Source organism: Pseudomonas weihenstephanensis, assembly GCF_016812185.1.
GTDB lineage: Bacteria > Pseudomonadota > Gammaproteobacteria > Pseudomonadales > Pseudomonadaceae > Aquipseudomonas > Aquipseudomonas weihenstephanensis.
Genome location: NZ_JAAEBV010000001.1, coordinates 856,825 through 879,689 on the forward strand (window position 1 = coordinate 856,825; position 22,865 = coordinate 879,689).

Annotated in this window: 17 protein-coding genes; 9 read left to right on the forward strand and 8 right to left on the reverse strand. The window is 58.7% G+C overall.

Annotated features, from left to right (window positions below):
- Positions 1 to 3: 3 nt before the first annotated feature.
- A complete protein-coding gene (locus tag GYN01_RS03785) occupies positions 4 to 1,014 on the reverse strand; it encodes an alpha/beta fold hydrolase (RefSeq protein ID WP_048400921.1) in 1,011 nt (336 codons plus the stop codon).
- Between the two features lie 104 nt (positions 1,015 to 1,118).
- Positions 1,119 to 3,494 (reverse strand): phosphoenolpyruvate synthase, encoded by a 2,376-nt coding sequence (gene ppsA / locus GYN01_RS03790; protein ID WP_048362903.1) that lies wholly within the window; start codon positions 3,492 to 3,494, stop codon positions 1,119 to 1,121.
- A gap of 180 nt (positions 3,495 to 3,674) precedes the next feature.
- Between ppsA and ppsR the strand changes: the two genes are divergently transcribed.
- Positions 3,675 to 4,493: a posphoenolpyruvate synthetase regulatory kinase/phosphorylase PpsR gene (gene ppsR / locus GYN01_RS03795; RefSeq protein WP_048362902.1), complete on the forward strand. Its 819-nt coding sequence runs from the start codon at positions 3,675 to 3,677 to the stop codon at positions 4,491 to 4,493.
- Positions 4,494 to 4,559: 66 nt separating this feature from the next.
- Here the strand turns inward: ppsR and prpD are convergent, their stop codons facing one another.
- The 6 genes from prpD to GYN01_RS03825 all read right to left on the reverse strand — a co-directional run bounded on the left by prpD (position 4,560) and on the right by GYN01_RS03825 (position 12,999).
- Positions 4,560 to 6,044, reverse strand: a complete 1,485-nt coding sequence (gene prpD, locus GYN01_RS03800; protein ID WP_203306604.1) for a 2-methylcitrate dehydratase — start codon at positions 6,042 to 6,044, stop codon at positions 4,560 to 4,562.
- 250 nt (positions 6,045 to 6,294) lie between these two features.
- Positions 6,295 to 7,485 (reverse strand): 2-methylaconitate cis-trans isomerase PrpF, encoded by a 1,191-nt coding sequence (gene prpF / locus GYN01_RS03805; RefSeq protein ID WP_048400924.1) that lies wholly within the window; start codon positions 7,483 to 7,485, stop codon positions 6,295 to 6,297.
- A gap of 57 nt (positions 7,486 to 7,542) precedes the next feature.
- Complete coding sequence (acnD, locus tag GYN01_RS03810; protein ID WP_203306605.1) at positions 7,543 to 10,134, reverse strand: Fe/S-dependent 2-methylisocitrate dehydratase AcnD; 2,592 nt, start codon at positions 10,132 to 10,134, stop codon at positions 7,543 to 7,545.
- Between the two features lie 72 nt (positions 10,135 to 10,206).
- Complete coding sequence (gene prpC / locus GYN01_RS03815) at positions 10,207 to 11,334, reverse strand: bifunctional 2-methylcitrate synthase/citrate synthase (protein WP_203306606.1); 1,128 nt, start codon at positions 11,332 to 11,334, stop codon at positions 10,207 to 10,209.
- Between the two features lie 58 nt (positions 11,335 to 11,392).
- Positions 11,393 to 12,280, reverse strand: coding sequence for a methylisocitrate lyase (gene prpB / locus GYN01_RS03820; RefSeq protein ID WP_048362897.1), 888 nt, complete (start codon positions 12,278 to 12,280; stop codon positions 11,393 to 11,395).
- Complete coding sequence (locus tag GYN01_RS03825) at positions 12,277 to 12,999, reverse strand: GntR family transcriptional regulator (RefSeq protein WP_048400930.1); 723 nt, start codon at positions 12,997 to 12,999, stop codon at positions 12,277 to 12,279. The genes prpB and GYN01_RS03825 overlap by 4 nt, the downstream gene beginning before the upstream one ends.
- A 282-nt stretch (positions 13,000 to 13,281) precedes the next feature.
- On the opposite strand from GYN01_RS03825, the gene rloA reads away from it, so the two are divergent.
- From rloA to GYN01_RS03865, 8 genes are all read left to right on the forward strand, one after another.
- Positions 13,282 to 13,818, forward strand: a complete 537-nt coding sequence (rloA, locus tag GYN01_RS03830; RefSeq protein WP_048362895.1) for a retropepsin-like aspartic peptidase RloA — start codon at positions 13,282 to 13,284, stop codon at positions 13,816 to 13,818.
- A gap of 5 nt (positions 13,819 to 13,823) precedes the next feature.
- Positions 13,824 to 15,356, forward strand: coding sequence for an osmotic stress tolerance membrane protein RloB (rloB, locus tag GYN01_RS03835; protein WP_048362894.1), 1,533 nt, complete (start codon positions 13,824 to 13,826; stop codon positions 15,354 to 15,356).
- On the forward strand, positions 15,356 to 16,339 hold the full coding sequence (locus GYN01_RS03840) for an alpha-L-glutamate ligase-like protein (RefSeq protein WP_059761581.1): 984 nt from the start codon (positions 15,356 to 15,358) through the stop codon (positions 16,337 to 16,339). The genes rloB and GYN01_RS03840 overlap by 1 nt, the downstream gene beginning before the upstream one ends.
- A 154-nt stretch (positions 16,340 to 16,493) precedes the next feature.
- Entirely contained in the window at positions 16,494 to 17,837 is a 1,344-nt protein-coding gene (gene pabB, locus GYN01_RS03845; RefSeq protein ID WP_048400932.1) for an aminodeoxychorismate synthase component I, read from the forward strand.
- 68 nt (positions 17,838 to 17,905) lie between these two features.
- On the forward strand, positions 17,906 to 18,640 hold the full coding sequence (locus tag GYN01_RS03850) for a phosphoadenylyl-sulfate reductase (RefSeq protein ID WP_048362891.1): 735 nt from the start codon (positions 17,906 to 17,908) through the stop codon (positions 18,638 to 18,640).
- A 150-nt stretch (positions 18,641 to 18,790) separates the two neighbouring features.
- Entirely contained in the window at positions 18,791 to 19,309 is a 519-nt protein-coding gene (locus GYN01_RS03855; RefSeq protein WP_048362890.1) for a sigma-70 family RNA polymerase sigma factor, read from the forward strand.
- 6 nt (positions 19,310 to 19,315) lie between these two features.
- On the forward strand, positions 19,316 to 20,302 hold the full coding sequence (locus tag GYN01_RS03860) for a FecR family protein (protein ID WP_048362889.1): 987 nt from the start codon (positions 19,316 to 19,318) through the stop codon (positions 20,300 to 20,302).
- A 75-nt stretch (positions 20,303 to 20,377) separates the two neighbouring features.
- A complete protein-coding gene (locus tag GYN01_RS03865) occupies positions 20,378 to 22,819 on the forward strand; it encodes a TonB-dependent siderophore receptor (RefSeq protein WP_203306607.1) in 2,442 nt (813 codons plus the stop codon).
- Positions 22,820 to 22,865: the final 46 nt, after the last annotated feature.

Here is a 22,865-nt window from a genome sequence, read left to right on the forward strand (position 1 = left end):
GCGTCACATAGTAGCCGCAAGCGCGGCTTGCCGAAACCCTGAACCCGGCTCACTCACTGCCTGCTTCAGGCATTGCTCCTCAAGCCAATCGCGCACCAACGGCCAGACCTCAGCTTGAGCAGGCGCGCTGACCAGCATTTCAGTGTGGCCAAAATCTGAACTGAACCCATGCTCACGGCCCAAAGCAATAAATTGGCGCTGCTCAGAACCCAATTGCTCATACAGCTTTCGACACGCCCACTCAGGGGTCTGCTGATCGCCTGCCGCCGCGACGGCCAGAACAGGTAGCTGGACCTCAGATAATCCCGCCCACCAATCGCGCTCAGAATCCTTGAAACGCCCCAAAAAACCGTTCCAGCGCAAGGTTTCGAGGGCGATGCCTACTGGTTCGTCCTCGGGGCCGCGCTTGAGCTGAACACCCGACAACTGCGTGCAGCGCTTCAAGAGCAGATAAGCGCCCCATTCCACTGGCGGAATTTTCAGCGGCCAATAGCGGCGATTGATCTGACAGCCAAAAAACGCTGCGGACGCCACCGCAGGTTCACCCAGGTACTGCCCCCCCAATGCGGCCGCCAACGTGATACCGCCCTGGGAATGGCCAAGCCAATGCGGGACTTGGCCGCTTTGCTCGCGTACAAACGCCGCAATCGCCGGTAAGTCGTAGCGGGCGTAATCCGCCACCCGATTGGTGCGCCACTGTTGGTTACGCACCGACAGTCCATGACCGCGCATCTCGGGCAGCCACACATCAAACCCGGCACGGGCCAAATAAGCGCCTAGGCCGACACCTTTGGGTGAGTACCAGAAGCGCCGGTTAGAAAAACTGCCATGCAACAAAATCACGGGTACACCGCGCGCCTGGCTGGCATCCGCCATGCCCAGTCGCGTGACCGCCAATTCCACGGAGATGTCCGGGCTATTAGCGGGTTTTAAGCGATAAACATCCTCGCTCAGATCACCCCGACGTTCGGCACTGATCAGGGCAACGGGAAAAAGATGACTGCTGCTTTGCATAATGCTCTTGCACAAAAAAGGGCGATCCCGAACAGGCGCTCGCCCTACCACTGCCTATAAAGAGCAGCACAGCCTTGCGGCCGCCCTGCTCCTCTCTCAACGACTCAAGCCTGGGCTTGACCTTCAGCCAGGAAGAACCAGGTTTCCAGCACGGTGTCCGGGTTCAGCGACACACTTTCAATGCCTTGCTCCATCAGCCACAGCGCCAGATCCGGATGGTCTGAGGGGCCCTGCCCGCAAATACCAATGTATTTACCGGCTTTGTTGCACGCCTGAATCGCGTTGGACAGCAGCTTTTTAACCGCAGGGTTACGCTCGTCGAACAGGTGCGCGATAACCCCGGAGTCACGGTCCAGCCCTAGCGTCAGCTGAGTCAGGTCGTTGGAACCAATGGAGAAACCGTCGAAGTACTCAAGGAATTCGTCGGCCAGAATCGCGTTTGAAGGCAGCTCACACATCATGATCACGCGCAGACCGTTTTCGCCGCGCACCAGACCGTTTTCAGCCAACAAGTCGATGACTTGGCTCGCCTCGCCCAGGGTCCGTACGAACGGCACCATGATCTCGACGTTGGTCAGGCCCATGTCATTGCGCACACGCTTGAGCGCACGGCATTCAAGCTCGAAGCAATCGCGGAAGTTTTCGCTGATGTAACGCGACGCGCCACGGAAACCCAGCATCGGGTTTTCTTCTTCGGGTTCGTACAGCTTGCCGCCGATCAGGTTGGCGTACTCGTTGGACTTGAAGTCCGACAGGCGCACAATGACTTTTTTCGGGGTAAAGGCTGCGGCCAGGGTGCTGATGCCTTCGACCAGCTTCTCAACGTAGAAGCCAACTGGATCGTCGTAACCGGCAATGCGCTTGTCGACGCTGTCCTTGATGTCTTGCGGCAGACCGTCGTAGTTGAGCAGCGCTTTAGGGTGCACGCCGATCATGCGGTTGATGATGAACTCAAGGCGGGCCAGGCCCACACCGGCGTTCGGCAACTGCGCAAAGTCAAACGCGCGGTCCGGATTACCGACGTTCATCATGATTTTGAACGGCAGGTCCGGCATGGCATCAACGGAGTTCTTCTTGATGTCGAAACCCAGTTCGCCTTCAAAAATCAAACCGGTGTCGCCTTCGGCACACGAAACGGTCACGCCCTGGCCGTCTTTGAGCAACTGGGTCGCATTGCCACACCCTACAACGGCCGGAATGCCCAGCTCACGGGCGATGATTGCTGCGTGGCAAGTACGGCCGCCACGGTTGGTCACGATGGCGCTGGCGCGCTTCATCACCGGTTCCCAGTCTGGGTCGGTCATGTCGGAAACCAGTACGTCGCCGGGTTGAACCTTGTCCATTTCGGACACGTCCTTAATGATCCGAACCTTGCCCGCGCCAATCCGCTGACCAATGGCCCGACCTTCCACCAGCACTGTGCCGGTTTCTTTGAGCAGGTAACGCTCCATCACATTGGCCTGGGAGCGGCTTTTTACGGTTTCAGGCCGGGCCTGTACGATGTACAGCTTGCCGTCATCCCCGTCTTTGGCCCATTCGATGTCCATCGGGCACTTGTAGTGTTGTTCGATGATCATCGCTTGCTTGGCCAGCTCGCTGACTTCAGCGTCGGTCAGGCAGAAGCGCGCGCGATCGGCCTTCTCAACGTCGATCACCTTGACCGACTTGCCAGCCGAGGCTTCGTCGCCGTAAATCATCTTGATCGCTTTGCTGCCCAGGTTACGGCGCAAAATCGCAGGACGACCCGCTTCCAGCGTTTGCTTGTGGACGTAGAACTCGTCCGGGTTGACCGCGCCCTGGACCACGGTTTCGCCCAGGCCATAAGCGCCGGTGATAAAGACCACATCACGGAAACCCGACTCAGTGTCCAGGGTGAACATCACGCCCGCAGTGCCGGTTTCGGAACGCACCATGCGCTGCACGCCTGCCGACAGGGCGACCAGTTTGTGGTCAAAGCCCTGATGCACGCGGTAAGAAATCGCACGGTCGTTGAACAACGACGCAAACACTTCCTTGGCCGCACGAATGACGTTTTCTACGCCACGGATATTAAGGAAGGTTTCTTGCTGACCGGCAAAGGAAGCGTCCGGCAAGTCTTCAGCGGTGGCCGAGGAACGTACGGCAACCGCCATGTCCGGATTACCTTGGGACAAGGTGGCAAATGCGGTGCGAATTTGCGCGTTGAGCGTCTCAGGGAACTCGGCTTCCATGATCCATTGGCGGATCTGGGCGCCGGTTTTGGCCAGTGCGTTAACGTCGTCCACATCCAGCGCGTCGAGCGCGGCATGGATCTGATCGTTCAAACCGCTGAGTTCAAGAAAATCGCGATAGGCCTGAGAGGTGGTGGCGAAACCACCGGGAACCGAAACACCAGCGCCTGCAAGATTACTGATCATCTCGCCGAGGGATGCGTTCTTGCCCCCCACATGCTCTACATCATGGACGCCGAGCTTATCGAGGGAAACTACGTACTCTACCAAGGTGATCTCTCCACTAACTGTGTTGGGAAAAGCTCAGGGCGCTGGACGCTCTACAAAGGGCGGCATCTCAGCGAATGTGGCCTGGACCTGGAAAATAAGTGACACTGCCTGCCATTCAGGGCGACAAAATCGCGCCTATCATATCCAAGAATCGTCACCAGCTTAAGGCCCAAGGCGCAAATGAAACGATCTGCTTTCTTTATCTCCGATGGCACCGGCATCACCGCCGAAACCCTCGGCCAGAGTTTGTTGGCCCAATTCGAAAATGTGACCTTCAGCAAGTTCACGCGACCCTATATAGACAGCGTGGATAAAGCGCGGGCAATGGTACAACAAATCGATAACGCCGCCGAAAAAGACGGAGTTCGCCCGATTATCTTCGACACCATCGTCAATCAGGACATTCGCGAAATCCTCGCAACGTCCAATGGTTTCATGATCGACATCTTCTCCAGCTTCCTGGCCCCGCTGGAACAGGAACTCGCCGAACACTCGTCCTACTCGGTAGGCAAGTCCCACTCTATCGGCCATAACTCCAATTACATGGAGCGTATTGAGGCGGTGAACTTTGCCCTCGACAATGACGACGGCGCCCGCACGCACAAATACGACAAGGCCGACCTGATTCTGGTGGGCGTCTCACGCTGTGGCAAAACCCCGACCTGCCTGTACATGGCCATGCAATTCGGCATCCGCGCGGCCAACTACCCGCTGACCGAGGACGACATGGAAAGCCTGAAGCTGCCGGCGGCCTTGCGCGAACACAAGCATAAGCTGTTCGGCCTGACCATCGACCCGGATCGCCTCACCGCCATCCGTAACGAGCGCAAGCCCAACAGCCGCTATTCAAGCTTTGCCCAATGCGAATTTGAAGTGCGCGAAGTCGAAAACCTGTTCAAGCGCGAAAATATCCCGCACATCAACTCCACGCATTTTTCTGTGGAAGAAATCTCGGCCAAAATTTTGGTCGAAAAAGGCGTGGAGCGACGCTTCAAATAACAGCGCAGCGGCGATTAAGGGCTGCGATCTTTTCATCGTCAAAGATCGCAACCTTCGGGGTGTGCTTTAGATCACCAGTAAATCCACGAACCGGTTTACCGGGGTCGCTTCAAGTGCAGCCTGATCCTTGCAAAGGGCAAAAATCTCCTCACAACGCTGCCCTGCAAAGCGCGTGGCCAGATTGGCCTTGAACTTGTCTTCCAGCAGCGCAATGCCTTCGGCACGGCGGCGACGATGGCCAATCGGGTATTCCACCACCACTTGCTGAGTGCTCGTGCCATCGTTGAAAAACACCTGAATGGCATTGGCAATGGAGCGTTTATCCGCCTCCAGGTATTCACGGGTGTAGCGTGGGTCTTCAACAATCACCATTTTTTCGCGCAGCTCATCAATGATCGGATGCGCGGCATGGAAGTCATCCTCGTACTGCTCGGCCACCAGATTGCCAAACGCCAACGGCACGGCGGTCATGTATTGAAGGCAGTGATCGCGATCGGCGGCGTTGGCTAATGGACCTTGCTTGGAAATGATCCGAATCGCCGATTCGTGGGTGGTGATGACAATTTTCTCGATTTCGTGCAGACGATCTCTGACCTGCGGATGCAAAGTCACTGCCGCTTCACAGGCCGTTTGCGCATGAAACTCTGCCGGGAAGCTGATCTTGAACAGCACGTTTTCCATCACGTACGTGCCATAAGGCTGCGACAGCTTGAACGCGCGCTGCCCTTCGGGCTTGAGTGCCAGATCCTTGTTGGTATGACTGAACAGCACCTCATAAAAACCCCATTGCGGCGCCGTCAGCACACTCGGAATACCCATTTCACCGCGCAGCGCAATGTCCGCCAGGCGCACCCCCCGGCTGGACGCATCGCCCGCCGCCCAGGACTTGCGCGACCCTGCGTTCGGTGCATGGCGATACGTGCGCAGCGCCTGGCCATCGACAAAGGCATGGGACAGCGCCGACAACAACTGTTCACGGTTGGCCCCCATCAGTTTGGCGCAGACCGCCGTCGAGGCCACTTTCACCAGCAGCACATGATCCAGACCGACACGATTGAAGGAGTTTTCCAATGCAATAACGCCCTGAATCTCATGGGCCATGATCATTGCATCAAGTACGGCGCGCACCGTCAGCGGCGCCTCGCCATTGGCCACGCGCTTTTGCGACAGGTGGTCGGCCACGGCCAAAATACCGCCCAGATTGTCCGAAGGATGCCCCCATTCAGCCGCCAGCCAGGTGTCGTTGTAATCCAGCCAGCGCACGATACAACCAATGTCCCAGGCGGCCTTGACCGGGTCGAGGCGAAAGGAGGTGCCGGGCACTCGGGCACCAAACGGCACAAGGGTGCCCTCCACGATGGGCCCCAGGTGTTTGGTGCATTCTGGGAATCGCAGCGCCAGCAAGCCGCAGCCCAACGTGTCCATCAGGCAGTTACGGGCGGTGTCGAGGGCGTGTGGCGAGGTGATGCGGTAATTGAGGACGTAATCGGCAATGTCCTGCAAAACCTGATCGTAGTCGGAGCGGTTGTTGAGGTCGACGTTAGCGCTCATGGGTGTCTCCAAAGAGTGGGTAAGTGTCGTGGTCCATCCTCAGGCTTATCGTGCTTTTGCGGGTCTGGAGTGCCCGCTTGATGTATCAAAATCAACCCACCCTAACCCTCTCACGGAGGGAGAGGGGACTGATAGGGGGATGCTATAGATCAGCGGCGACCTTGGCTCTTGCACTGAATCCACAAGCAACTCGGTCAAGCCCCCTCTCCCTTTGGGAGAGGGTTGGGGTGAGGGCCAAGGGTCCACTCGATTAAAAGCAATCGCCTGGCACCCGCACCCAGCCTTCCATCAACACCCGCGCACTGCGGCTCATGATGGCTTTAGTGACAGTCCACTCACCGTCAACCTGCTGCGCTTCAGCACCCACGCGCAAAGTCCCGGACGGATGGCCAAAGCGCACTGCGCTGCGCAACTCGCCTCCGGCCGCCAGATTGACCAACGTGCCCGGTATCGCGGCCGCCGTGCCAATCGCAACCGCTGCCGTGCCCATCATCGCGTGATGCAGTTTGCCCATCGACAAGGCCCGCACCAGCAAATCCACGTCTTGCGCCTTGACCACCTTGCCGCTAGACGACACGTACTCTGTCGGGCCTGCAACAAACGCCACTTTAGGGGTGTGCTGACGCTTGGCAGCGTCGTCCAAATGAGCAATCAAACCCATGCGCAACGCACCGTACGCCCGAATGGTTTCGAACAGCGCCAACGCTTTCGGGTCGCTGTTGATGTCGTTTTGCAGCTCCGCGCCGGTGTAACCCACATCACGCGCATTGACGAAAATCGTCGGAATGCCCGCATTGATCATGGTCACGTTCAACGTGCCCACACCCGGCACTTCAAGCGCGTCGACCAGGTTGCCGGTCGGGAACATCGAACCACCCCCGCCCTCTTCATCCGCTGCCGGGTTGAGGAACTCCAACTGCACTTCGGCCGCAGGAAAAGTCACACCGTCAAGCTCAAAGTCGCCAGTTTCCTGCACCGCGCCGTCGGTCATCGGTACATGGGCGATGATGGTTTTACCGATATTGGCTTGCCAGATGCGCACCACGGCAGTGCCGTTCTGTGGCAGGCGTGCCGGGTCGACCAAACCACTGCTGATGGCAAACGAACCCACCGCCGCCGACAGGTTGCCGCAGTTGCCGCTCCAGTCCACAAACGGTTTGTCGATGGAGACCTGGCCAAACAGATAATCAACATCGTGGTCGGCACGCAGGCTTTTGCTCACGATCACTGTTTTGCTGGTGCTGGACGTCGCGGCGCCCATGCCGTCGATTTGTTTTTCGTAAGGGTCGGGGCTGCCAATGACCCTTAACAGCAAGGCGTCACGCGCAGCCCCCGGCACCTGCGCCACCGCTGGCAGGTCAAGCAGGTTGAAAAACACACCCTTGCTGGTGCCGCCACGCATATAAGTGGCAGGGATTTTTATTTGCGCTGCGTAGGCCATAGAACAGAGTCCTGTGAAGTAACCTCTGTAGGCGCTGGCGCCTACAGAGGTATGTGATTAAACCGACGCCGATTCCAGGAAGTCCTGGGCAAAACGTTGCAACACGCCACCCGCTTCATAGATCGAAACTTCTTCGGCGGTGTCCAGACGGCAGGTCACCGGCACCTCCACGCGCTCGCCGTTTTTGCGCGTGATCACCAGCGTCAGCGTGGCACGCGGGGTGCGCTCGCCGATCACGTCGTAGGTTTCACTGCCGTCGATTTGTAAGGTTTTACGATTGGTGCCCGGCAGAAACTCCAGCGGCAACACCCCCATGCCCACCAGGTTGGTGCGGTGAATGCGCTCAAAGCCTTCCGCCGCAATGGCTTCGACACCCGCCAGACGCACGCCTTTGGCCGCCCAGTCACGGGACGATCCCTGACCGTAATCGGCGCCCGCAATGATGATCAGCGGTTGCTTGCGCTCCATGTAGGTTTCGATGGCTTCCCACATGCGCATCACACGACCTTCAGGCTCCAGCCGGGTCAGCGAACCCTGTTTGACCTTACCGTCCTCGATCACCATTTCGTTGAACAGTTTCGGGTTGGCAAACGTGGCGCGCTGGGCGGTCAAGTGGTCGCCACGGTGGGTGGCATACGAGTTGAAGTCGACTTCCGGCAAGCCCATTTTCGCCAGGTATTCACCGGCGGCGCTGTCGAGCATGATCGCGTTGGAAGGCGACAAGTGGTCAGTGGTGATGTTGTCCGGCAGCACCGCCAGCGGGCGCATGCCTTTGAGCGGCCGCGCCCCGGCCAACGCACCTTCCCAGTACGGCGGGCGACGGATGTAAGTACTTTGCGGGCGCCAGTCATACAGCGGCGCCACTTTAGGGCCGGTGTCTTCGTGAATGGCGAACATCGGAATATAGACTTGGCGGAACTGCTCAGGCTTCACTGCGGCCTTGACCACGGCATCAATTTCTTCGTCGCTCGGCCAGATGTCTTTCAGGCGAATCTGATTACCCTGGGCGTCCAGGCCCAGCACGTCTTTTTCGATGTCGAATCGGATCGTGCCCGCAATCGCGTAGGCCACCACCAACGGTGGCGAGGCTAAAAACGCTTGTTTGGCATAAGGATGAATACGTCCGTCGAAGTTGCGGTTACCCGACAATACGGCGGTGGCGTACAGGTCGCGGTCGATGATCTCCTGTTGGATGGCCGGGTCCAGTGCTCCCGACATGCCGTTACAGGTGGTGCACGCGAAGGCCACCACGCCAAAACCCAATTGCTCCAGTTCGCTGGTCAGCCCCGCTTCATCGAGGTACAACGCCACGGTCTTGGACCCCGGCGCCAGCGAGGTTTTGACCCACGGTTTACGGGTCAGGCCGAGTTTATTCGCGTTGCGCGCCATCAAGCCCGCCGCGATCACGTTGCGCGGGTTGCTGGTGTTGGTGCAACTGGTGATGGCCGCAATAATCACCGCGCCATCAGGCATTTGCCCCGGCACGTCGTCCCATTGACCGGCAATGCCCTTGGCCGCCAGCTCGGTGGTGGCCACGCGCGCGTGCGGGTTGCTCGGGCCGGCCATGTTGCGCACCACAGACGACAAGTCAAAACTCAGGCCGCGCTCGTATTGCGCGTCTTTAAGGTTCTCGCCCCACAAGCCTGTGACCTTGGCGTAATGCTCAACCAACTGCACTTGCTGGTCATCGCGACCGGTCAGCTTGAGGTAGTCAATGGTTTGCTGGTCGATGTAGAACATGGCCGCCGTAGCACCGTATTCCGGGGCCATGTTGGAAATGGTCGCGCGGTCGCCCAGGGTCAGCGCAGAGGCGCCCTCACCGAAGAATTCCAGCCAGGCACCGACCACTTTTTGTTTGCGCAGGAACTCGGTCAGGGCCAGCACCATGTCAGTGGCCGTAATGCCCGGTTGCAGCTTGCCGGTCAGTTCCACGCCGACGATTTCAGGCAGGCGCATCCATGACGCACGGCCCAGCATCACGCTTTCGGCTTCCAGTCCACCCACGCCAATGGCGATGACGCCCAGCGAGTCGACGTGGGGGGTGTGGCTGTCGGTGCCGACGCAGGTGTCCGGGAAGGCCACGCCGTCACGCACCTGAATCACCGGGGACATTTTCTCCAGGTTGATCTGGTGCATGATGCCGTTGCCCGGCGGGATCACATCGACGTTTTTGAAGGCTTTTTTGGTCCACTCGATGAAATGGAAACGGTCTTCGTTACGCCGGTCTTCGATGGCGCGGTTCTTCTCGAACGCTTCGGGGTCATAACCGCCACACTCCACCGCCAACGAGTGGTCAACGATCAGTTGCGTCGGCACCACCGGGTTGACTTGCGCCGGGTCGCCGCCTTGCAGGGCGATGGCGTCACGCAGGCCGGCAAGGTCGACCAGAGCGGTCTGGCCCAGGATGTCATGGCAGACCACACGGGCCGGGAACCACGGGAAATCCAGGTCGCGCTTGCGTTCGATCAACTGGCTCAGCGAGGCATTGAGGGTTGCCGGATCGCAGCGACGGACCAGGTTTTCGGCCAGTACACGCGAGGTGTAAGGCAGCGTGTCATAAGCGCCGGGCTTGATCGCATCGACCGCTGCGCGAGTGTCGAAATAATCCAGCCGGGTGCCCGGCAGTGTTTTGCGAAATTCAGTATTCATTGGCGCGGGACTCGATCACGGGTAGGTCTGAGGGCTGGCGCACCGCCGGGGCGGTTGCACCTGCCCTGCTGTTCAGCGACGCTCGATTGGCACGAACTTGCGCTGTTCGACGCCGATGTACTCGGCGCTTGGACGAATGATGCGGTTGTTGGCACGCTGTTCGAACACATGCGCCGCCCAGCCGGTCAGGCGTGAGCAGACGAAGATGGGGGTAAACAGCTGGGTCGGGATGCCCATGAAGTGGTACGCCGAGGCATGGTAGAAATCGGCGTTGGGGAACAGCTTCTTTTGCTCCCACATGGTTTGGTCGATGGCCTCGGAGACCGCGAACAACACCGTGTCGCCCACTTCGTCCGCGAGCTTTTTCGACCAACCCTTGATCACCTCATTGCGCGGGTCGCTGTCTTTGTAGATCGCGTGGCCAAAGCCCATGATCTTGTCTTTGCGTTCGAGCATGCCGAGCGTGCCCTTGACGGCCTCCTGCGCAGAGCTGAAGCGCTCGATCATTTCCATGGCCGCTTCATTGGCGCCGCCGTGCAATGGACCGCGCAGCGAACCGATGGCGGCGGTGATGCACGAATACAGGTCGGACAATGTCGAGGCGCAAACCCTTGCGGTGAACGTCGAGGCGTTGAATTCGTGCTCGGCGTACAGAATCAGCGACACGTTCATCACTTTGACGTGCAACTCACTCGGTTTTTTGTCGTGCAGCAGGTGCAAAAAGTGGCCGCCAATTGACGTTTCATCACTCACACAATGAATGCGCACGCCGTCATGGCTGAAGCGATACCAGTAGCACATGATCGCCGGGAAAGCGGCCAGCAGACGGTCAGTCTTGTCCCGCTGCTGAGTGAAGTCTTTTTCCGGCTCAAGATTGCCCAAAAACGAGCAGCCGGTGCGCATCACGTCCATCGGGTGGGCGTCGGCAGGGATGCGTTCCAGCACCTCTTTCAAGGCTTGCGGCAGGTCGCGCAGGTTTTTTAGCTTAAGGGTGTAGGCGTCCAGCTCAGCCTGGGTCGGCAGTTCGCCGTATAACAACAGGTAAGCCACTTCTTCAAAACGGGCTTGGGCGGCCAATTCACGTACGTCATAACCGCGATAGGTGAGACCGGCACCCTCCTGGCCTACGGTCGACAACGCCGTTTGACCGGCCACCTGGCCACGGAGTCCCGCACCACTCAATACTTTTGCTTCGGCCATTGCGCTTCTCCAATTTTTGAATTTGTTAGGGATTGGGCAAGAACGGTTTAATGCGCTGTTACTTTTTGCTGGCAAACAGCGCATCGAGCTTTTGTTCAAACGCGTGGTAGTCGATGGCGTCGTACAGCTCCATGCGGGTTTGCAGGGTGTCGATCACGTTCTGTTGAGTGCCGTCGCGGCGAATTGCGCCGTATACGTTTTCGGCAGCCTTGTTCATCGCACGGAACGCCGACAGCGGGTACAGCACCAGCGACACGTCGACTTCACGCAGTTGATCAACGGTGTACAGCGGCGTGGCGCCAAACTCGGTGATGTTGGCCAGAATCGGCGCTTTGACGCGATCGGCGAACAGTTTGTACATCTCAAGTTCGGTGATGGCTTCGGGGAACACCATGTCCGCGCCCGCCTCAACACAGGCCGCTGCACGTTCAAGGGCCGATTCCAGCCCTTCTACCGCCAGTGCGTCGGTGCGCGCCATGATCACAAAACTGTCATCGGTACGGGCATCGACGGCGGCCTTGATGCGGTCGACCATCTCTTGCTGCGAGACGATTTCTTTGTTCGGGCGATGGCCGCAACGCTTGGCGCCCACTTGGTCCTCAATGTGAATCGCCGCTGCGCCAAACTTGATCATCGACTTGACGGTGCGCGACACGTTGAAAAACGAGGAGCCGAAGCCGGTATCCACGTCCACCAGCAGTGGCAGGTCACAGACGTCGGTGATACGCCGCACATCGGTCAACACGTCATCCAGACCGGTAATGCCCAGGTCCGGCACGCCCAGCGAACCCGCTGCCACACCGCCACCCGAGAGGTAGATAGCCTTGAACCCGGCACGTTTGGCCAGTAATGCATGGTTAGCGTTAATGGCGCCGACGACTTGCAGCGGATGCTCACTGGCGACCGCATCACGGAAACGTTGGCCTGGACTGTTTTTATTGCTCATGACTCACCTCGTGGAGTGGCTGTCTGCTGGGCGCTGTCTTGGTAGTGACGCGCAATATTGCGTTTGGATACGCCAATGTGGCGGCGCATCAATAACTCGGCCAGTTCGCCGTCGCGGTCGGCAATGGCATCTAGAATCCGGTGGTGCTCGGCGAACGCCTGACGGGGACGATTGGGCGTGGAGGAAAACTGGATGCGGTACATACGCACCAATTGATACAGCTCACCGCACAGCATCTGCGTCAGGGTCCGATTGCCGCTGCCTTGAATAATCTTGTAATGAAAATCGAAATCGCCTTCTTGCTGGTAGTACCCAACGCCCGCCTGGAAGGCTGCGTCGCGCTCATGGGTTTCCAGTACCCGGCGCAACTCGCCAATGTCTTCATCACTCATGCGCTCGGCGGCCAAACGACAGGCCATGCCTTCGAGGGACTCGCGAATCTCGTAGAGTTCAATCAGCTCGGCATGGCTCAAGGATACGACGCGAGCACCTACATGCGGCACCCGCACCAACAGGCGCTGACCTTCAAGACGGTGCAGGGCTTCACGCAGCGGCCCGCGGCTGATGCCGTAAGTGCGGGCCAGTTCCGGCTCGGAAATCTTGCTGCCGGGGGCAATCTCGCCTTTGACGATAGCGGCCTGAATACGCCTGAAGACGTTCTCGGACAAGGTCTCCGAGTCGTCTTGAGCCACTGCGGCACTTTCCAGCGAATCCAGCATATTGTCGACACCTTTTAAATCAATAGCGCCAAAACTAGCCATTTAAGACTTCAACGTCAAAGAATAAATATGGATTGTCGACAATCGTCTAATACGACGTGGGTTTAATCGAGTGCTTCACGCCTCGCTAAACGCAGCGCCAGCGCTGGCGTCATAAAACCATCATGCTAGAATGCCGCCCGCATCAGCCTTGCCCTCTTTATAGGGCAGCCGCACGAGGACACTTGCGCTGTATTGCCAGTCGCCTTGAACTGAAGATTGCAAGAGACTGCCCCCGGATTTATGAAATTTTCCCCCTTCTTTATATGCCTTTGCCTGCTGACCTTGCCGGGCCTGAGCCTTGGCGCCGAAAAAACCGTGTACGGCCTGAACGAATACGCCGAACTGTCGGGCATTAACCTGCAAGTGGCTGCCAAACTCGACACCGGTGCCAAAACCGCCTCGCTCAGCGCGCGTGATATAAAACGCTTCAAGCGCGACGGTGAGAGCTGGGTGCGCTTTTATCTGGCCATTGATGATGCACACTCGCACCCGATCGAACGTCCGCTGGCACGGGTCAGTAAGATCAAGCGCCGCTCAGGTGATTACGATCCCGAATCGGACAAGAACTACACCTCGCGCCCGGTTATTTCACTGCAAATCTGCATGGGCAAAGCTTTACGCACCATCGAAGTGAACTTGACCGACCGAAGTGCGTTCCAATACCCGCTGTTGATCGGCTCCGAAGCGCTTAAACGCTTTGATGCGCTGGTCGACCCAAGCCTTAAATACGCTGCTGGCAAACCTGCCTGCGCCGCCAACGCTCAAACCGCAGAGTAATTGAAATGCGCGCTCTTACCCTTCACCTGAAAATCTTGATCACCATCCTCGTGGTGCTGGGCATTTCGATTACGGCCTATCAGATTTTCGTCATCGGCATTCCTGTGACCGAAGACGCGACGGACGACCTGTGGAACATCGACGCCAAAGTCGAATTTGTCGCCAGCTCCAAAGACCCGGTCAAGATCCAGATGTTCGTGCCGCCGCTGAACCGCGACTACGTCAGCCTGAATGAAAGCTTTATCTCCAATAACTACGGGGTGAGCGTCAATCGGGTCGATGGCAACCGCAAGGTCACCTGGTCGGCCCGGCGGGTGAGCGGCAAGCAAACCCTGTATTACCGCCTGGTATTGACCAAGCGCTACACCGGCGACAAAACCAAAGTCAAAGGCCCGGTATTTCGCGACAGCATCGCCGTGGAAGGCCCGGAAAAAATCGCCGCCGAAGCGCTGCTGGCACCGATTCGCCAACACTCGGCCGACGTTGAAACCTTTATCAGCGAGACCATCAAGCGGGTGAGCAACCCCAGCGATGACAACGTGAAGCTGCTGCTGGCCGGCGATCCATCGACCGCGCACAAGGCACAAATCATCGAACTGCTGCTGTCGATTGCCCACGTACCACTGGAAAAAGTCCACACCATTCGCTTGGTTGCGGACCAGCCGCAAAGCCCCGAACTGTGGCTGCGCAGCTTCAATGGCAACGACTGGCTGTACTTCAATCCGGAAACCGGCGAACAGGGCCTGCCGTCTGACCGCCTGCTGTGGTGGACCGGCGACGAGCCCATGATCACGGTCGACGGCGGCAAAAAAGCCAATGTCACGTTCAGCCTGAACAACAGCGAAATGAACGCCATCCGCCTGGCCAAGCTGACCGACGAAAACACCGACGCCAACTTCCTCGAATACTCGCTGTACGGCTTGCCGCTGCAAACCCAGCAAACCTTCATGATCATGGTGATGATCCCGATTGGCGTGCTGGTGATTCTGGTGCTGCGCAACCTGATCGGCCTGCAAACCCTGGGCACGTTCACCCCGGTACTGATTGCCCTGGCGTTCCGCGAGACTCAATTGGAGTTCGGCATCATCCTGTTTACGGTGATAACCGCGCTCGGGCTGATGTTGCGTTCCTACCTTGAGCACCTGAAGTTGCAAATGCTGCCGCGACTCTCCGTGGTATTGACCTTCGTGGTAATACTGATCGCGGCCATCAGCCTGTTCAGCCACAAACTGGGGCTGGAGCGCGGGCTGTCCGTGGCCCTGTTCCCGATGGTGATCCTGACCATGACCATCGAGCGCCTGTCCATCACCTGGGAAGAACGTGGCGGCGGCCATGCGATGAAAGTCGCCATCGGCACCCTCTTCGCTGCCACCCTGGCGTATCTGGTGATGAGCATCCCGGAACTGGTGTACTTCGTGTTCACCTTCCCGGCTGTGCTGCTGATTCTGGTGGGCTTCATGCTGGCAATGGGCCGTTATCGCGGTTACCGCCTGACCGAGCTGGTGCGTTTCAAAGCATTCTTGAAGGCTGACTCCTGATGTTTGGCTTCTGGAAGACCTGGAAGGCCCTGGAAGCCAGAGGCATCATGGGCATCAATCGGCGCAATGCGGACTACGTACTCAAGTACAACAAACGCAGCCTGTACCCGATTGTGGATGACAAGATCATCACCAAAGAGCGCGCCATCAAAGCCGGGATTCACGTCCCGGAAATGTACGGCGTGATCTCCACCGAGAAAGAAATCGACAAGCTCGACGACATCATCGGTGGCCGCAGTGACTTCGTGATCAAGCCCGCACAAGGCGCGGGCGGTGACGGCATTTTGGTGATTGCCGACCGTTTCGAGGATCGCTTTCGCACGGTCTCGGGCAAGATCATCAGCCACGAAGAAATCGAACATCAGATTTCCAGCATCCTCACCGGCCTGTACTCGCTGGGCGGTCACCGCGACCGCGCGCTGATCGAGTACCGCGTGACACCGGATCAAATCTTCAAAAGCATCAGCTACGAAGGCGTGCCGGACATCCGCATCATTGTGCTGATGGGCTACCCGGTGATGGCGATGCTGCGCTTGCCAACCCGCCAGTCCGGCGGCAAGGCCAACCTGCACCAGGGCGCCATTGGTGTTGGCGTAGACCTCGCCACCGGCCTGACCCTGCGCGGCACCTGGCTGAACAACATCATCAGCAAACACCCCGACACCACCAATGCGGTAGACGGCGTTCAATTGCCGTACTGGGATGGTTTCATGAAGCTGGCGGCGGGTTGTTACGAGCTGTGCGGCCTGGGGTATATCGGTGTCGACATGGTGCTCGATCAGGACAAAGGCCCGCTGATTCTGGAACTGAACGCCCGTCCGGGGCTGAACATCCAGATCGCCAACGACTGCGGTTTGACCCTGCGCACCCATGCGGTCGAAGCGCACGTTGAAGCGCTGGCCGCCAAAGGCATCAAGGAAACCCCCGAAGAGCGCGTGCGTTTTGCGCAAGAACTGTTCGGCCATATCCACCCCAACGAATAAAACCCGCACAGGCGTTGCCGCAGGCGACGCCCGATTGCCGGGCAAACGTCAACCGTGATGCCGCAGCACCTGCGGCAGCCGCTGCGCAACTCGCTTTGCGGCCGCCCACAGGATTACAATCCCCACCCCCGCCCCACTGGTTGATTTGCTTCGCATGTTGATCTGCTCTGTTCACCCGCTCCCTTACCTTGCCAACCCGGCCGACTATTTCGCGGCGATTCGCCATGCACCCGGTGCTGTGTTGCTGGACAGTGGACGCCCCGGCGCTGAACGCGGCCGCTACGACCTGATGAGCGCATGGCCGCTCGAAGAGTTGTGGGTGCAGCCGCAAGAGTCGGGGCGCGATTTTTTGCAGCGCTTGCGTGAACATCTGGCCCGACTGGGCCGTGCGCAAATCCCCGCACCGCATGAACTGCCCTTCGCAGGCGGTTTGATGGGCTATCTTAGCTACGATTTCGGGCGAAAGCTTGAACCGTTACCCGCACTGGCACACGACGACTTGCAGTTACCGGATGCGCGCCTTGGCCTGTATGCCTGGGCATTGATCAGCGACCACCAGCACGCCAGCAGCCAGTTGGTGTTCCATCCCAGCCTTGAGATGAGCGAGCGCGAACGCCTGATCAACCTGTTCACTCGACCACGCGCTGCGCCAGTTGCGCCTTTCAGCCTCAAGCAACCGATGCAACCCGACCTCAGCGCTCAGCAGTATCAGCAGGCATTGACCCAGGTTCATGACTACATCCAGGCCGGTGACTGCTACCAGGTCAATTTCACCCAGCGTTTCAGCGCCGAGTGCGAGGGCGATGCCTGGACCGCCTATTGCGCTCTGCGCGCAGCGTGCCCGACGCCTTTTTCAGGCTTCATGCAACTGCCTGAGCAAGGCGCCATTGTGAGCCTGTCGCCCGAACGCTTTGTGCGCGTGAGCCGCAATCAGGTCGAAACCCGCCCGATCAAAGGCACCCGTCCACGGGGCAAAGACCGCGGCGAAGATGCCGCCAACGCCGCCGAACTGCTGGCAAGCCCTAAAGATCGCGCTGAAAACCTGATGATTGTCGACCTGCTGCGCAACGATTTGGGGCGCACGTGCCGCACCGGCTCGGTCCGTGTGCCTGAGCTGTTCAGCCTTGAAAGCTACCCCAACGTGCACCACTTGGTGAGCAGCGTCACAGGCGAACTGGCGCCGGGCAAAGATGCCCTGGACCTGATCGGGGACAGTTTCCCCGGCGGCTCGATCACCGGCGCACCGAAAATTCGCGCCATGCAAATCATCGACGAACTTGAACCAACACGGCGCAGCATCTACTGCGGCTCATTGCTGTACCTCGACGTGCGCGGCGAAATGGACAGTTCCATCGCCATTCGCAGCCTGCTGATCAAGGACGGGCGCGTGAGTTGCTGGGGCGGAGGCGGCATTGTCGCGGACTCGGACTGGCGCGCCGAATATGAAGAATCTGTCACCAAAGTGAAGGTGCTGCTCGACACGCTACAAACCCTGTAGCGCGCGGTTTTTGCTAACATCGCGCCACTAGAGAGCGCCCAGCGCCATTTACTGTAGGAAGCCGCCTGATGAGCCATCCGTTTGACGTCGCTGAACTCGCCGCGACATACGCCAGCAAATCCCCGCAGGACATTCTCAAGCTCGCCTTTGAGCACTTTGGTGACGAACTCTGGATTTCGTTCAGTGGCGCCGAAGATGTGGTGTTGGTTGACATGGCCTGGAAGCTCAATAAAAACGTCAAAGTGTTCAGCCTCGACACCGGTCGCCTGCACCCTGAGACCTACCGTTTTATTGAGCAAGTGCGCGATCACTACAACATTCACATTGAGCTGATCTCACCCGACCAACGCGCGCTCGAACCGTTCGTCAAAGAAAAAGGCTTGTTCAGCTTCTACAAAGACGGGCACGGCGAATGCTGTGGCGTGCGCAAAATCGCGCCTTTGCGTCGCAAATTGTCAGAGGTCAAAGCGTGGGCCACCGGCCAGCGTCGCGATCAAAGCCCCGGCACACGCAGCCAGGTTGCCGCGCTGGAAATCGACGGCGCCTTCTCCACCCCCGAGCGCCCGCTGTACAAATTCAACCCGCTGGCGCAAATGAGCAGCGAAGAAGTCTGGGGGTATATCCGCATGCTGGAGCTGCCCTACAACAGCTTGCACGAGCGCGGATTTATCAGCATCGGCTGCGAACCTTGCACCCGCCCGGTGCTGCCAAACCAGCACGAGCGCGAAGGCCGCTGGTGGTGGGAAGAAGCCACGCAAAAAGAATGCGGGCTGCACGCGGGCAACTTGATCGCCAAACACTGACGCTCGACTCGCGCAGGCTGCGATCTTTTGACGACCCCATCAAATGCTCGCCGCTTGCCCCAGCGCCTATCAAAAATCCCCGCCTTGCGTTTATTCAAGACTTGAGCACAGAATTAGCAATTATTCTCAATAGCGTTTGAGCTTAGTTCTATGTCTTCGGGTGAGCCTCCGTTCCAAGCCGCGATTTCCCACCTCTACTGTGAGCATCACGGCTGGCTGCTGGGTTGGCTGCGCCGAAAGCTGGGCTGCGCACAAAATGCCGCCGACGTCGCGCAGGACACCTTCGCCCGAATTCTCAATGCCCGCGAGTCAGTGGCAAGCTTGCGCGAACCCCGGGCTTTTTTGAGCACCACCGCCCGACGCCTGATCATCGACCAGGCGCGCCGCAAGAAAATTGAAAACGCTTACCTGTCGCAGCTAGCCCTCACCGCCGAGGCGCTGGAAGGCCACCAATCCCCCGAAGACATTATTGCCACCCTGGAAGCCCTGGAGCAGATCGCGTTTATTCTCGAAGGCCTGCCCGAAAAAACTCGCCAAGCCTTCGTCCTGTATTACCTGGACGGCTTGAACCAGGCCGATATCGGCCGCCAGCTAGGGTTGTCGGACCGCACGGTGCGTAAATACCTGATTCAAGCGCTGCTGCATTGCAGCCACAGCATGAATACCTGAGCCCCTATGCCTGCCTCTCGCCAACAGATTGATGAACAAGCGGCTGAATGGATGATTCGCCTGCATGAAGGGGGGTTTTCGGATGAGCTGCGGCTGGAATTCGAACGCTGGAAACACCTCAGTCCCCACCACGCTTCGGCGGCAGCGCGCATGCAAGAGGTCATTTCACGCATGCAATTGTTGCGCCCCCAAGCATCGCCAGCCAAGGCGGCACTGAATGCGGCCTTCGCGGCACCCCGAAAAACCTTACCGCGCAGGGCAACATTGCGCGCCCTGTTGCTGGCGGGCTGCCTGATCGTACCCGCCACCCTGTTACTGCGCAGTCAGTACCCGCAGGTGTGGCTGGCCGACATCAGCACCGCTGCGGTGGAGTGGAAAACCGTGCGCCTGCCCGACCAGTCCACCCTGACGCTCAGCGGTGCCAGCGCCGTAGATCTGCATTTCGACGCCCGACAACGCCGTATCGAGGTGCTGCAAGGCGAGGTGCTGATCGAAGTAGCGCACGACCCCGCACGGCCGTTTATCGTGCATACCGCGCAAGGCAACATGCGTGCGCTGGGCACCCGGTTTGTGGTCAAGCGCACGGGCGACACAACCGTGCTGAGCATGCTCGAATCGCGTGTCGCGGCGCAAAGCGAAAACCAGCAGCAAACACTCGAAGTCAATGCAGGCTCCCAAGCCTTGATCAAGCACGACGCCATCGAATTGCTCGGCGCCATTGACCCGTCGAGCATTGACCAAGCCTGGAAACACCACCAACTGGTGGTCGAGAACCTGCCCTTGGCGCAGGTTCTCGATGAAATTTCTCGCCATCGTCCAGGCTTCATGCATTTCGATCGCCAGGCATTGGCCGACATGCGTGTGACGGCGGTCTTACCGCTGGACGACCCGGAGCGCGCACTGAACTTGATCGTTGAAACCTTGCCTGTCACGGTCAAGCACGTCACGCCCTGGCTGATTTCCATCAACAAAAACAGCGCGCCTGAAAAATAATGATTCGCATTGCTTCCGCTTTTTGAGCCTCGCTCGTCAAGGTAGGTACATAGACCCTAAAGGACTGCGCCTACCATGCTGACCACCCCAATCTCCCGAGGGCGCTTGCGCTCGAAGGCTTACGCCCCCCTGACGCTCGCTATCCATTTGATTGTTGCTTCTGCGGCTGGCGCACTGGTCAGCACAGCGGCGCTGGCGCAAAACAGCAGCGCGGTACAAGCCTATGACATCCCGGCCGGCCCACTGGGCAGTGCACTGAATCGCTTCGCACAACTTGCCGGTGTCGCCATCCTGTTCCAGTCGCACAATCTGGACGGCATCACCACCCAAGGCCTGCACGGCAGCTACAGCGAAGCATCGGGCTTTGACACCCTGCTGCGCGGCAGCGGTTTCAGCGTAATCAAAGGCCAGAACGGCTATCTGCTGGAAGCGACGCCCACCGTGAGCGGTGCAATGGAGCTGGGCGCGACCGAAGTCAGTGCCAACCAGCTCGGCACCATCACCGAGGGCACGGGGTCTTACACCCCCGGCAGCATCGCCACCGCGACCCGCATGGTGCTCACCCCGCGCGAAACGCCGCAATCGATTTCAGTGGTCACCCGCCAGGCAATGGATGACTTTGGCCTCACCTCCATTGATGACGTGATGCGCCACACCCCCGGCATTACCGTCGCCACCTATGACAGCGACCGCACCAGCTATTATTCGCGCGGGTTTGCGATCAAGAACTTCCAGTACGACGGCATCCCCATCCTGCAAGACCCGCAATACTCCGCGGGCCATACCCTGACCGACACCGCGATTTACGACCGCGTCGAAATTCTCAAAGGCGCCACCGGATTGCTCACCGGCGCTGGCGGGCCTGGCGGCACGATCAATATGGTGCGCAAAAAACCGACCCACGAATTCAAGGGCCATATCGATCTGGGGGCCGGGTCGTGGGACAACTACCGCTCTGAAGTCGATGTCAGCGGCCCGCTGACCGAAAGCGGCAACGTACGCGGCCGGGCCGTGGCGGCCTATCAAGACAAGCGCTCGTTCATGGACCATTACAAACGCGACAGCGAGGTCTATTACGGGATTCTTGAGGTCGATTTGACGCCTGACACCCTGCTCACCCTCGGCGCCGACTATCAGGACAACAACCCCAAAGGCTCAAGCTGGTCAGGCAGCGCCTCGCTGTTCAACTCCGCCGGGGATCGCATCAGCAACCCGCGCGACTTCAACAACGGCACCCAGTGGAGCAGTTGGGAGCAATACACCCGCACCGTATTCGCCACCCTGGAGCACAGTTTCGACAATGGCTGGGTCGCCAAAGGCCAGTACAACCACCAGATCAATGGCTACAACGCGCCACTGGGGGCACTGCTTGACCCGGATGCCATCACCGGCAAAGCCAAGATCCTGGCCCGCAAGTACACCGGCGAATACGTGAGTGACAGCGGCGACGTGTATGCCACCGGCCCTTTCAGCCTGCTGGGCCGCGAGCACCAACTGGTGATCGGTGGTTCGGTGTCCCGATCGCACTGGACCGGCAAGGACTACACCAAAGCGGTCATGATCAACAACGCCTATGACTACTACAACTGGAAGGGCGACGCACTGGAACCCGACTGGGGTAACGTCACCTCCAAAAACGATGAAACCACGCGCCAAACGGGCACTTACATCACCGGCCGCTTTAGCCTGACCGATGATTTGACCCTGATGCTCGGGACCCGCGTCGCCAACTACACGCTGACCGGCACCAGCCAGGCCAAAGACACCGGCAAAGTGCTGCCCTATGCGGGCCTGATCTACGACCTCAACGACAATATTTCGGCCTACGCCAGCTACACCGAAATCTTCTTGCCGCAGTCGTACTACCGCAACAGCGACAACAAAATGCTTGAGCCGGATGAAGGCACCAACTATGAGCTGGGGCTTAAAGGTGAGTTCTTTGACGGTCGTCTGAATACAAGCCTGGCGTACTTTGAAGTGCATCAGGATAACCGGCCTGAGGCAGACACCGCCTACAACGCTCACCCCACTAATCCCGACATTGATTACGCCTACAAAGGCATCAAAGCCACGACTAAAGGCTACGAAGCAGAAATTTCCGGCGAATTAATGCCTGGCTGGCAGCTACAAGCAGGCTACACCCACAAAATCAGTCGCGATCAGGGCGGTAAAAAAGTCTCTACCTGGGAGCCTGAAGACCAGATCAACCTGTATACCCGTTACAAACTGACCGGCAGCCTCGACAAATTGACGCTGGGCGGCGGAGTTCGCTGGCAGGGCACGGGCTGGCAGGTGCTGACCAACTACAACAAAGGCGCCACCCAGGAGAAATTCTCCCAAGAGGCGTATTGGCTGGTGGATCTGATGGCGCGCTATCAGGTCACGGAAAACCTGTCGGCCACCGTTAATCTGAACAACGCATTCGACAAGTCGTACTACACCAACATTGGCTTCTACAACTCGTCGTATTACGGCGACCCACGCAACGTGATGGTCACTACCCGTTGGGATTTCTAAGACCACGCGCAAACGCTACATGACGTTTAGGCAATAACCGGCGCAG